Below are 12,665 nucleotides of genomic sequence, written 5' to 3'. Positions count from 1 at the left end.
CTAGATGAGTGCTAGTGGAAAGAGCGATCGCGTAAAGTAACTATGTGTTCTAATGGTGTTCTTCTAGCCCAGAGTCGTCTTGCTGTCTGAATAGTCCTGGTCGCCCTAATTTTCTCTCATCACAATGAATTAGCCCTGCCTACAAGAGGGGGGAGGACTAAGGATGCTTCGCTTTTTTTGCACGGGGGGAGGACAGAGGATGCTTCGCTTTTGTTGCATAGGAGAAGGGGAACCGGAATGATTAATGATAAAAGATGTAGCTGGAATATAACACCTTTCTTGCTCCCCTCTCCCCAGGGTGGGAGAGGGGCTGGGGGTGAGGGGGTTGTGGCTTAAGTTGACCCATAAGACCGACGCGACGTGCGCCCTATCACCGACTTAATCGGCTGGTGTTAATACTTTCTGTGACAAAATGTCATTTAACGGATTTACAAAAGAAAAGTCTTGGTGAAAAGGGTTTCTCTTACTAGCTTTAACAGGCATATCTTGGCGGCAGCTAGAACAAAACCAACAAATGCGCTTGTCACGAACGTGAGCGAGTAAGTGAGATGAACAACAAGGACAAGTATTCATAGTTATTTCTCCACCCGACGTTGATCAGCTTACTTATTAAATGTAAAAATTTTGAGGAAGAATCGGAAAAAAAATTAATTTAATGCTTACCTGTCAAAAGACAGATGTCACCCTCAAATTAATTGTGTATGATAGTAAGTTTAGATAACAAAAAATTAATCATATTTTAGGTTACATCTTATCATTGATTGTTCAGAACCCATGAACCATTAACACAAAACCCCACGTTTTTGAAAGGTGGGGTCGAAATAATTTACACTTCTTAAAGTCAATAACTTAGATTTATATCACATCAGGTTAACTCATCAAACTCAAAAAGGTGGAAACACTGATTCTCAAGGGATTGCATCGGTGTGCAATCAAACGGATTCGATATTACTCAGTTGTGATTAAAATCCGTTGCGATAACAACGGATCTAGAGTTTTGGTAACAGGCGACGCTGGAGACGGATTAGTTGTCGCGGCATTAGTAGCCGGAACAACAGCTATCTCCTGACTATCGTGATTACCAAACCAATGATTTGGAGTATGGCGAATACGAGGCAGAAGTTGAGCAGAATAACAAGGATAGTTGTTCATAATCAATCAATGCACCCAACACCTAACACCTTACATCACTTCTACTCGACCGTCATCTTGCAGATAAACAGCGCGAACCCCTGGAGAACGACCACTGGGCAATACTTCAATGCGTAAGACTCTGGCTTCAGGTTTGCGGATATTCACGTTTAAGGGTAATCCTTGGGTATCCCACAGCACCGCCGAGAAATTTGGGTTAGTATTACCTCCTCGGACAAAGGAGAGAACCTGTCCTGGACTCACAGGTAAAGGGTCTGTAACATCGACCTGTTGAAGTTTGATCACGCTAGAGGTTAAATTGGCTACCTCAACGGTAATCCGTTGACCTGGTACAAATTTTACGGATTCTTGTCTGCAACTGCTGGCAGCCACGCAGGTTCCCGCTTGTGCCGGATGAATATCAGCCGTTGATGGTATTGCCAGCGTCGTGGCGACTACAAGCACTAGGGGTAATTGTTGGGAAAGTTGATTCATCTTATGTTATTTGTCCTTCGTCTTATGTTATTTGTTAAGCTGTTTGGCATTGAAACCTTAATGTCAATAAGGACGAAATCCTTGTCGTAGTGTGTTTAGCGAAGCCATGCCGCAGGCTTTGCATCTTACTCACTGTATTGAGCATCTTGCTCGCTACCCATTTCTAATTTAAATGTGTGACAGCTTAAGAAAATTAATTTTATGATTTAGACGTAGGGTGGGCAAAATTTATAATGTTTAAAACCCTGATAGTATCATTACTTATTTTTGCCTACCCCAGAATAACTGGTTATTGATTATCATTGCGGCAAAATCTCAGTAAAATGCCAACTATTCCGAATCGATTCCAAATCAGCATCAGTTTCCGCTTGTTCGCGGAAATTGGGATTAATCTCAATTGCCTGTTTTAAACTGTCAATCGCTAGGTCAAGATAACCTTGCAACGCTCGACAACAGGCTCTATTATACCAAGTATCAGCCAAGTTCGGTTCGAGTTGCAGGGCGTGGTCGTAGGCAGTAATCGCCTCGGCATACTGGTTTGAGTGATAAAAGGCGTTACCTAGAGAATTCCAAGCCTGATAAAAGTCCGGTTTAATTTTAATGGCTTTCTGATAGGAAGTAATTGCCTCTTTGAATCGATGCAACTCTGCCAAGCAAAGCCCTCTATTATACCACAATTGATATAAATTAGGATTGATATGAATGGCTTTATCGTAAGCCGCGATCGCGCGATCATATTGCTGCTTTTCTATGAATTTATTTCCTTGGTTAAACCAGTGTAAATCGCTAGCATTTTTGGTTTGATTTCCTTTTTGTTTCATCAGCCAGAGAAAGCCAAGGAATCCGACAATTAATGCCAACTTCGTCGCGGGTTGAGTAAACAGGACACTCCCTAACTGAATCGCTTCGGGAGGAATCTTGAGACTTAAAGCAATTCGATGAATGAACAGAAAAAGTTCTCGACTTGCGGCAGGTACAAACCATAACACGCCAAAAATAAACCAAAAGCTATATCGACCTAATTTACTCAGTCGTTGCTGAAGCGATGGCGGTAACCAAGGGCGGATAATTCCATACCCATCCAGCGGGGGAATAGGCAATAAATTGATAACAACGGCAAAAATTTGTAGGAAAATTAGAAAAGCTAAACTTTGTCCTAACCAATCATCAGGTGATACCGTAACCCAATCCAACCAAAACGGAATCGCCAACGCCACCGTCACCACGACATTGGCAAAAGGACCAGCCGCCGAGACTGCACTATCCCATCTGCGATCGCGTAATTTACTATGGTCAATATAAACCGCCCCACCGGGAAGGGCAATTCCCCCCATCACCAAGAAAATCATCGGCATTAGCAGACTCAAACCTGGGTCAGTATAGTTGAGGGGATTAAGCGTCAAATAGCCTTTATCCTTAACCGAGGTATCGCCACCGAAGTAGGCGACAACAGCATGACCAAACTCGTGCAGGCACAAGGATACCATCCAGCCGCCAAAAACAAACAATCCCGCCAACCACATTACCGCTTACTCCCAAGCGAAAGGAATATCTCTAGTTTGGCAAATTTTGCACGATTGTGTGATATCCCTGACTATTCCCTGTTCCCTCGCCTCACCCCAATACTTATTCATCAACCTTATACTCATTGTTGAAAATTGTGGCGGTGAGAGAGTGTAATCGCCTTTTTTCATTTCATTCACACTCACCCAAAATTGCTAAGTTTAATTTCCCGGCGACAAAACCTGATAAGGTTTATTATTGATTTCCCACTGCTGAATTAATTGATAGAGTTGAGTGCTGTGGAAATAAGAATCCTCGTAAGCGAGTCGTAATTCTCTCTCCAGAGTATCGGGTTTAACCTCGTTGGTATTCCATGACCCCCACACTTTGCTCAATCCTATCGATAAGATACAAATAATATCGTGACCACAACAGAGTTGCCAAGAATCAGGGGCAGTTTTTTCTAAGGTTTCTATACTTTTTTGAATATCTTGCTCTTTCAGTCCTGATTTTCGCGAATTATCTTTAACAGTCTTAATCAGTTGACCCGTATCAATTACTAAGGTGGATTTGTCAATAAATTTACTAAAACTTAAGCCTTCAAACTTCAGAGATATATTTGCTTTCCATGAAACCCATCGTAAATATCCAATCCTTGTCCCCCTTTCCAGCAGCGTTAAACGGATATCTTGACCAAACTTATTTATCTTGTACTCTGAACCACGCTCGGAAAGTAATTTGTCTAAAGCTAGTGATTTAATCAGCATCATTTCCAGATCATGCTCATCAGTTAAGAGCAAGTTTGAGCTAGAAGGTAAACTTCCTTCTAGTCTGCAAAAGTCTGCATCTACAATGGCGAGAACACCCGCAAAATTATCTTGTTCAAGAATCCTGATAGCAGAAACAGCATTCTCCTTACCACTAGCGATAGAAAATTCACAGTTTGTCCTATCTATAAAACGCTCATACACGAGCTTATCACTGCGCCCCTCCACGATTAGAAAAGAACCTTTGTGACTACTACGCCGCATCCGAACTTGATTCGCAATCCGATCCGGGGTAATAAATTCTCTCATTCCCCTGGTCCTTTTAACTCAACCGTTAAATCCCAGCGATCGTGGATGATGTCGGGCGAATGAGTCGCAATTAAAACATCAATATTAGACAGTTTAGTTATTTCTTGTAAATCTTTAAGGAATTGTACCTGCCACTCGACATGTAACGACAATTCTGGTTCATCAATGAGAATTAAGGAATTCGGTTCAACTTTAAATAACAACTCATAAAGAAGGACAAGTTCGTGTTGTTCTCCAGAAGACAGTTTTGTCAGATGCAATAATTTACCACCGTCAGTTGCAAAATTAAACCCCCCATTTTTATTGATTTTTATGTGTTTATAATTGAATTTATTATTAATGATTCTTGTAAGTAAATCGATTTTTCTTGCTATGTCATCGAACAAGCTGAGTTTTTTTTCTGCATCTTCAATATAAACCGCTAAAATTTTCTTAGTACTTTCGTCTATATCTTCTTGAAGTTTAATGTCTTGATTATTATCTTGAATTAAGAGTCCATAATCAATTAATTCAGAACGTCTTTTTTCTAGATTATTAAGCTTATTTTTTAAGCTTTCATCATCTAATTTAGGCATTGCTTGTTGTTGCACAACTCTTGCCGGAAATGTTCTATCAAGTGACTGAGACAAGGTTCCGTATTCAGTTATTTTGGCTTGAATATTTTTGGCTAATTCTTGGGCATAGTTTGAAACAGTCTGTAACATTGACTGACGATTATAGTGTTGCGTTCGGTTATTAGCTGTTGAGTATAACAGCCTAGTATCCTCTATCAAGCGAACATTAATTTTGGAATATATTGAGCTTATTTGATCTAAAAACAACTCATGTCCTTCTGGAGAATCTTCAATTTTTCTTCCATCTACTTTAAGCGTTTCGTTATTATCAAAGCTTAGTGTTAACTGACCAAAATTAATACTAGGAGTTTCATAACATACTGAACTACATATTTCATAGATTAATTTGAGTAATTTAGTTTTTCCAACACCATTTTTGCCATAAATTATAGTAATTCGGTCTTCCAGATTAAGAGGAATAACATGATTAAACACACCGAACAAATCAGTGATTGAAATTTCCTTGATTCTCATAAGTGTTTCCCAAACCCCCTAAAGTAAACGCAATTGATTCTTTTGATTCCCTTTTCCCACCTGACTCGCTTCCTGTTTATCGTCTCCAGACTCCTCTACCTCTAACCAACTATCCCCTTGTCCATCCAACAAATATTGCGCTGCTTCTAACATATCGGCGGCAATATCTTTTAAATTATCCTGACTGTCTAAATACGTCTTCAGCGCATCCATGGGATTCATGCTGCTACCCACGCCCAATTCTGGTAAACGTGGACGGGCTAACTGACTGGCTAATTCGGGGCGAATCGTATAACTGTGGGCTTCACTCAGGGCTTGATGAATTTTACTATTATCGATTAAATCCAACTGATCAGAACGAACTTTATAAATCAACCGAACTACAGCATCATCAATCGTTTTTTTCTTAATCGCTTTAAGTAATGCCGCTTCTGGATCAGCTTCCTCAGCCAGATTCACGTTAATTGTGCAGAATGGACGCACAGGTAAAGGACAAAATTGCCACTCAGCTTTACCTTTATCCAGCTCAATTAACACATAACCCTTGTCTTCCTTTTCCTCACTAAAATCAACCCGTTCAATACTACCTGGATAAATCACTGGTGGGTTATTGGATGGATTCAGATTTTGATGGCGGTGGACATGACCTAATGCCACATAATCAAAACACGATCGCGCCATCAGCGACAAGGGAATAGTAAAGCCTTTACCCACGGCTAAAAAACGCTCTGCCCCAAAACTAGCCCGATCTGCCATTAAATGGGCTAAGAGTATAGTTGGCGCTTGGGAATCCAGCCGCCGAATTTCTCCTTCTAAAATCGGTTCAAGGCGTTGAATTAATAACTCATTCACCTCGCCTAAGGCTAATCCTTCAGTTTCTGGGCGCGTCAGTAAACTGGAACGGGTTAACCAAGGTAAAGTAATCACTTGAACTAAACCATTCCGAGTTTGAATTTGATGCGTCGCCAGCCTATCACCCACAATAAATCCTGGCACACCTAGAGTACGATAAATACATAAACTTGCCCCGCCATTTCCTTGGGAATGTTGGTCATGATTACCTACCAGCAATACTGTGGGAATTTCTGCATCCACTAAGCGGCGAAATTGCGTAGCAAAGGCTTCTTGCACGTAAGGTGGTGGTGTGGCGTCAGGAAAAGCATCGCCGCCAAATAAGACTAAATCCACGGGTTCAGTAATGGCGCGATCAATACATTGAGATAAGGTATTGACAAAATCTTCCAGTCGTGTATTTAACCCCGTTTCTGGGTTAGTTCGCCCGTGGGAGAAGCCACTTCCCAGATGGATATCTGACAGGTGAAGAATTTTAATCATTAGTGGGAACCATTTTGACGTTCTAGGGGGCCAGTTTATCTAGTTTCGTCTCCCTATCAGAGAGAACATTAATACAAAACCCGTCCTGTCTCAATGTAGGGACGGATTGATATATTTTCGTTTCCCTATTGATGATAACGTTAATTCCAAACCCTGATCGACTGTAGGGGCGGGTTTCACGATTAACATTTTTTTGTCACCCCGATGTCACTAAACCCGCCCCATCCAATGGCAAGTTTCACAACTAACATTTTTTGTTACCCCGATGTCACTCAATCCGCCCCGACCAAGGACTAATGACTAATGACTAATGACTAATGACTAATCCGCAAATTGGTTAAGAATACTTGCAACGACAGACAACACAATTGAACCAATCAAGGCGTCAAGAGGTCCACTAATCGTAAACGTGGCACCTGTTAGGTAGGCGACTAAGGACAAGGATATCGCATTAACCACTAACAGAAATAGCCCCAACGTCACAATCGTCAAGGGTAGAGTCAGCATGATCAGAATCGGTCTGACAATAGCATTGACAATCCCTAAGATAACCGCCGCGATCGCAGCCGTGGGAAAACCCGCGATCGCAATACCCGGTACGAGATAGGCAGTAATGATTAATGCCAATGCCGTAAACAGCCAAGTTAAGAGAAAATGTTTCATCGGTTTTGTTGAATATCACACATCCGAATTCTAACTGGCGAGACGTTCTGGTGTTTGCGGCTGTAGTAAGGACACCAATTCATTAATCCCCCGTTGTAGGTGTCGCGTTACCGTCATCGGACTCACGCCAATGTGTTTAGCGGCTTCTTTACGGGGGAGATCCCGGAAAAAGACGAACTCAATCGCCGCTTGGGTTTTGGTTTCCAGTTGCGCGATCGCACCTTGTAACTGCTGTCGGTCTTCTTCCCAGTGCTGCAAGGTTTGGTCATAACTATCCGGTAGCATATCACCCAACGTGACCGGATGATCGACATTATGACCCACTGTCAAATCTAAACTCAGAGGCAAGCGATTTTTCGAGGCTAATTTACTCTCCTGCCATTCTTGCATAGAAACATTCAGCGCTTGGGCAATTTCCGCCTCTTTGGGTGGACGTCCCAACGTGGCGGTTAACCGTTTACTGACGCGCTGTCCTTCCTGCTGAAGTTCTTGCCAACGGCGAGGAATCTTGACAATATTTCCTTTATCTCTAAGAAAATGTAGCATCTCGCCGCGAATAAACGGCACTGCAAAGGAACTAAAGGCATACCCTTGATCCGGCTTGAACCGTTCAATCGCCCGAATCAAACCCAGATAGCCAAGTTGTACCAAATCGTCATAAGGTTCGCTACATTGCTGGCTGACTCGATAGGCAATTTTCTTCACCAATCCACTATTTAACCGGACAAGCTGATTACGTAACTCAATTGACGGATTTTGGGAGTACGCCATCAACAATTCCATTCCGCGAACATTAATTGATTGAGTTGTCATGATGAATAAACCAACACCTGTGCTACGGTGTCCTCTAACAGGGCTTGATATTTAATCAGTAATCTTGACCCTATTGTCGAAAGAGACAAACAATTCAACCATCGTTGTTTTACGGAAATTTAAAGGAGGGGTGGTGGGCGTCTCCGCAAAAATACGTAAACTGCTGGCGCTGAGGGTGGGTACTCCCGCGAACACGTTGACCCTTCGACTTCGCTCAGGGTCAACACCGAGCGTGTTACCGAGCGAAGCCGAGGTAAGCCGAGGTGCTGATTGTTATTCCGAGATAAGCTGTCATACATTTAAATTGGGTATTAGTAGCGAGCAAGATGCAAAGCCTGCGGCATGGCTTCGCTAAAGCCTGCGGCATGGCTTCGCTAAACGCACTACAAGGATTTGTTTCTAGATGGAAAGTTTCCAATAAAATATACCGCCCTCATGTTCAACAACGTTAGGTAAAAAGAGTTTGGCGAAGGCTAAAGCCACTTCAATATTAGCGACTCCACCCAGATAATCCCAGAGGAAAAAATCATCACCATTGGCTTGTTTCCACTGCTGGAAATCGCTCATCTTATCGGTATTTAAGGATAGGCGTTGGGTTTCCATAATTTCTAAGGTATCTCGTCGGCTGTGATGAGAGTGCTTGGTGGTATACCAACTGTTCAGTCAATGGGTTTAAACACGGATACAGCATTGTATCAAAAGACTAAGTATAAAAGATCCAAGCAGAAAATTCAGGAACTATTCGACAAAGAGATGAAGCGATTTGAACTTAGAGTTAGTTCGTAGTAAGGGCTTTAGCCCCGTTCGTAGTAAGGGCTTTAGCCCTAGATTGGGTTAGGTGACATACATCAACCCTAGACTATCATTAAGGGGAAATGTATTAATTTTCTCGACTCGCCCCGCTATCGTCAATGGGAAGTGTCTTAATTTTGTTGAGGAACCCGAATCTTTTGTTAATTCAGAATCAAGGATAACTTGGTGGGTTACGGCGGATAGATGATTCAATAGTTCGTTTCCGTGGGTTGAATACCGCCTAACCCACCCTACGGGTTAAGGTTTATCTATTTAGGTGTGCCAAGTTACTATAAACGTAAACTTTTATAACGCTTTATCCTCTCACCCGACCCTAGTGGTACGATGAACAACTAAAGCTAGGGGTGCCTGAGCAACCAGGCTGAGATTACACCCTGAGAACCTGAGACTGGTTAAGACCAGCGGAGGGAAGCGGTTTATTAATAAGGAATCTAAATATGAGATCAGAATGGGTCGCCAAGCGGCACGGACAGGGTAATGTTACACAAATGCACTATGCCCGCCAAGGTCTGATTACCGAGGAAATGCAGTATGTCGCAAAGCGGGAAAACCTCTCCCCAGAGTTGATTCGGGATGAGGTGGCGCGGGGGCGCATGATTATTCCTGCTAATATTAACCATACCAACTTAGAACCGATGGCGATCGGCATCGCGTCTAAGTGTAAAGTTAATGCCAATATTGGGGCGTCTCCTAATTCGTCCAATATTGACGAAGAAGTCGCCAAGTTGAACCTGGCGGTTAAATATGGCGCAGATACCGTGATGGATTTATCCACCGGGGGCGGAAACCTGGATGAAATCCGCACCGCGATTATCAACGCTTCTCCTGTACCGATTGGTACGGTACCCGTGTACCAAGCCCTGGAAAGTGTTCACGGTACTATAGAAAACCTAACCCCGGATGATTTTCTCCAGATTATTGAGAAACATGCCCAGCAGGGTGTTGATTACCAAACCATCCACGCCGGACTTCTGATTGAACATCTACCCTTAGTGAGAAATCGCCTCACCGGGATTGTCTCTCGCGGTGGCGGTATCCTGGCAAAGTGGATGCTGCATCACCATAAGCAGAATCCTCTCTATACCCACTTTGACGATATTATCGAGATTTTCAAGAAGTACGATGTCTCGTTCAGTTTAGGCGATTCCCTGCGTCCAGGATGTACCCATGACGCCTCTGACGAAGCGCAACTAGCCGAACTGAAAACCCTGGGACAACTGACTCGCCGCGCTTGGGAACATGATGTGCAAGTGATGGTGGAAGGTCCGGGTCATGTACCGATGGATCAAATTGAGTTTAATGTCAAGAAGCAGATGGAAGAGTGTTCCGAAGCACCGTTCTATGTGTTAGGTCCTTTGGTTACTGATATTGCCCCCGGTTATGACCATATCACGTCCGCGATCGGGGCAGCTATGGCGGGTTGGTATGGGACAGCCATGCTGTGCTATGTAACACCGAAAGAACACTTAGGATTACCGGATGCTGAAGACGTGCGAAATGGCTTAATTGCCTATAAAATAGCCGCCCATGCTGCCGATATTGGACGCCAGCGTCCCGGCGCACGGGATCGAGATGATGAACTCTCCCGCGCCCGTTATAATTTCGACTGGAACCGTCAGTTTGAGTTAGCACTTGACCCCGACCGGGCAAAAGAATATCACGACGAAACGTTGCCAGCAGATATCTATAAAACGGCTGAATTCTGTTCAATGTGTGGACCTAAGTTCTGCCCAATGCAAACCAAGGTTGATGCGGATGCGTTGACAGAATTGGAGAAGTTCTTAGCCAAGGAACCGGTTAAGCAAAGCTAGCTTGCAATTATAACACATATAAGCAAAGGGTGGGTATTACCCACCTTTTTTTCTTTTTTATTAGTCGGAATTGATTCTTCAGACTTATGCATGTTTTCGCGGTTTCAGTCAAAATAGTTACCAGAACGTCATGAATCATCCTGCTTAACGTCGTGTCAGTTCATCAACACCAGGGTAGCTACTATTTAAATTGTGCAGCATCTCTAGACCGTTAACCTTGTTTAAGCCGAATCGTCAAAGTAAAAGGTTAAAAAAAAATCTGCTTAGAGGAATTGTCAGTATCATTAGATGGCTGGCAAAACTCGGTAAAGGTTTGTATAATACAATCGCGTCGCATCAGCCGCGTCAGTATTCCTCTACCCAACCCCCGATGCAAGCGGCACCTTTACCCCACAACGAAGCCGAGCGGATCAAGGCTCTTCAGGGGTACAACATTCTTGATACCCTACCCGAACAAGACTTTGATGACCTCACGATGTTAGCCTCACACATCTGTGGGACTCCCATCGCCCTGATTAGCCTAATTGATCAAAATCGCCAGTGGTTTAAGTCAAAAGTTGGCATCGATGCGACACAAACACCCAGAGACCAGGCATTTTGCGCTCATGCTATTCTGAATCCGGAAGATATCATGGTTGTACCCAATGCCTTAGAAGACGAGCGGTTTGCGGGGAACCCTCTGGTAACGTCTGATCCCAATATCCGATTCTATGCGGGTGCTCCTTTAGTAACTGAAGATGGTTTTCCCCTGGGAACCCTCTGTGTGATTGATCAGATTCCTCACGATCTCACACCGCAACAGATCAGCGCCCTCCAAGCCCTCAGCCGTCAGGTGATTAACCAAATGGAACTACGGTTGAATTTAACTCGGTTAAATCGCCAAATTGCTAGACGTCAGGAAGTCGAAGCCAAGCAGCGAGTATCAGATCAGCAAGTCGTCGAACTCCTGGAAAGCATGACTGATGGGTTTTTTGCCTTGGATAGACAATGGCGATTTACCTACGTTAATCAAGTCGGCGCTCAAATTTTACAGCGCCAACCTGAAGAATTACTGCGTCAGAATATCTGGGACACTTTTCCCGATGCGGTGGGTTCAAAATTTGATCGGCAATATCACAAAGCAATGGATCAACAGACTCCTGTCACGTTTGAAGCCTTCTATCCACCGATCAGATGTTGGTTTGAAGTGCGAGCTTTTCCCTCCTATGAAGGACTCTCGGTTTTCTTTCATGACATTACCCAACGCAAGCAAACCGATGCGGCTTTAAAACGGGAAAAGCAAAAAGTTGAGAACTTGTTACTCAATATTCTGCCCCAACCCATTGCCAAGCAGTTGCAACATGAGCCAGGATTAATCGCCCAGAAACATGAAGATGTGACTATTTTATTTGCCGACTTGGTGAAGTTCACTCAACTAGCGGGTCAGATTTCTCCCCAAGAACTGGTTAGCTTGCTCAACATGATCGTTTCTACGTTTGATCGATTGGCACAAAAGCATGGTTTGGAAAAAATTAAGACCATTGGGGATGCTTATATGGTGGTTGGCGGACTGCCTACCCCTCAGAGCAACCATGTCGATGCGATCGCGCAAATGGGACTGGATATGCAACAAAGCCTTGAACAAATTAATACCTCAACGGGTAAGAATTTTCGTTTGCGAATTGGGATTAATACTGGAGTCGTTATTGCGGGCGTCATTGGTACGACTAAGTTTAGCTATGACATTTGGGGTGACGCGGTGAATATCGCTAGTCGCATGGAATCTCGCGGTCAACCGGACAAAATTCAGGTGACTGAGACAACGTATCAGCGCTTGCGAGACAAGTATGAGTTAGTCGAACGGGGGTTTATCCGGGTTAAAGGCAAGGGGAAGATGAAAACCTATTGGTTAATGGGTAAAAAGCCGTCAATTGTGCAACAGTAACGTTCCCAGTTTG

11 protein-coding genes and 1 riboswitch are annotated in these 12,665 nt (G+C 43.5%); of the genes, 2 read left to right on the top strand and 9 right to left on the bottom strand.

What is annotated here, in order from left to right; all coding sequences use genetic code 11:
• Positions 1–948: 948 nt before the first annotated feature.
• The 9 genes from RH949_RS28210 to RH949_RS28170 all read right to left on the bottom strand — a co-directional run bounded on the left by RH949_RS28210 (position 949) and on the right by RH949_RS28170 (position 8,707).
• A complete protein-coding gene (locus RH949_RS28210; RefSeq protein WP_157453079.1) occupies positions 949–1,152 on the bottom strand; it encodes a hypothetical protein in 204 nt (67 codons plus the stop codon).
• Positions 1,153–1,182: 30 nt separating this feature from the next.
• Positions 1,183–1,626 carry a hypothetical protein gene (locus RH949_RS28205; RefSeq protein ID WP_446357827.1) on the bottom strand — a complete coding sequence of 148 codons (444 nt, stop codon included), beginning with the start codon at positions 1,624–1,626 and terminating at the stop codon, positions 1,183–1,185.
• A gap of 299 nt (positions 1,627–1,925) precedes the next feature.
• A complete protein-coding gene (locus tag RH949_RS28200; RefSeq protein ID WP_446357825.1) occupies positions 1,926–3,149 on the bottom strand; it encodes a tetratricopeptide repeat protein in 1,224 nt (407 codons plus the stop codon).
• A gap of 201 nt (positions 3,150–3,350) precedes the next feature.
• Positions 3,351–4,205: a DUF4435 domain-containing protein gene (locus RH949_RS28195; RefSeq protein ID WP_446357823.1), complete on the bottom strand. Its 855-nt coding sequence runs from the start codon at positions 4,203–4,205 to the stop codon at positions 3,351–3,353.
• The gene (locus tag RH949_RS28190) at positions 4,202–5,293 is read right to left on the bottom strand and encodes an AAA family ATPase (protein WP_446357821.1); all 1,092 of its coding nucleotides are present in this window, start codon (positions 5,291–5,293) and stop codon (positions 4,202–4,204) included. The genes RH949_RS28195 and RH949_RS28190 overlap by 4 nt, the downstream gene beginning before the upstream one ends.
• A gap of 18 nt (positions 5,294–5,311) precedes the next feature.
• Complete coding sequence (gene sbcD / locus RH949_RS28185; RefSeq protein WP_446357819.1) at positions 5,312–6,628, bottom strand: exonuclease subunit SbcD; 1,317 nt, start codon at positions 6,626–6,628, stop codon at positions 5,312–5,314.
• A 321-nt stretch (positions 6,629–6,949) separates the two neighbouring features.
• Positions 6,950–7,291, bottom strand: coding sequence for a phage holin family protein (locus tag RH949_RS28180; RefSeq protein ID WP_006099175.1), 342 nt, complete (start codon positions 7,289–7,291; stop codon positions 6,950–6,952).
• A 30-nt stretch (positions 7,292–7,321) separates the two neighbouring features.
• Entirely contained in the window at positions 7,322–8,104 is a 783-nt protein-coding gene (locus RH949_RS28175; RefSeq protein ID WP_446357817.1) for an RNA polymerase sigma factor SigF, read from the bottom strand.
• A 399-nt stretch (positions 8,105–8,503) separates the two neighbouring features.
• On the bottom strand, positions 8,504–8,707 hold the full coding sequence (locus RH949_RS28170) for a hypothetical protein (protein WP_006099154.1): 204 nt from the start codon (positions 8,705–8,707) through the stop codon (positions 8,504–8,506).
• Between the two features lie 540 nt (positions 8,708–9,247).
• Positions 9,248–9,344: riboswitch (TPP riboswitch) on the top strand.
• A 10-nt stretch (positions 9,345–9,354) separates the two neighbouring features.
• On the opposite strand from RH949_RS28170, the gene thiC reads away from it, so the two are divergent.
• Together thiC and RH949_RS28160 are read left to right on the top strand one after the other, a co-directional pair.
• Complete coding sequence (gene thiC, locus RH949_RS28165) at positions 9,355–10,728, top strand: phosphomethylpyrimidine synthase (RefSeq protein ID WP_446357815.1); 1,374 nt, start codon at positions 9,355–9,357, stop codon at positions 10,726–10,728.
• Positions 10,729–11,098: 370 nt separating this feature from the next.
• The gene (locus RH949_RS28160) at positions 11,099–12,652 is read left to right on the top strand and encodes an adenylate/guanylate cyclase domain-containing protein (RefSeq protein ID WP_446357831.1); all 1,554 of its coding nucleotides are present in this window, start codon (positions 11,099–11,101) and stop codon (positions 12,650–12,652) included.
• Positions 12,653–12,665 lie beyond the last annotated feature (13 nt).

The organism is Coleofasciculus sp. A1-SPW-01 (genome assembly GCF_040217205.1).
GTDB classification, from domain to species: Bacteria; Cyanobacteriota; Cyanobacteriia; order Cyanobacteriales; family Coleofasciculaceae; genus Coleofasciculus; species Coleofasciculus chthonoplastes_A.
Note: the sequence above shows the minus strand (reverse complement) of the source record. Positions and strands in the feature narration are given on the sequence as shown.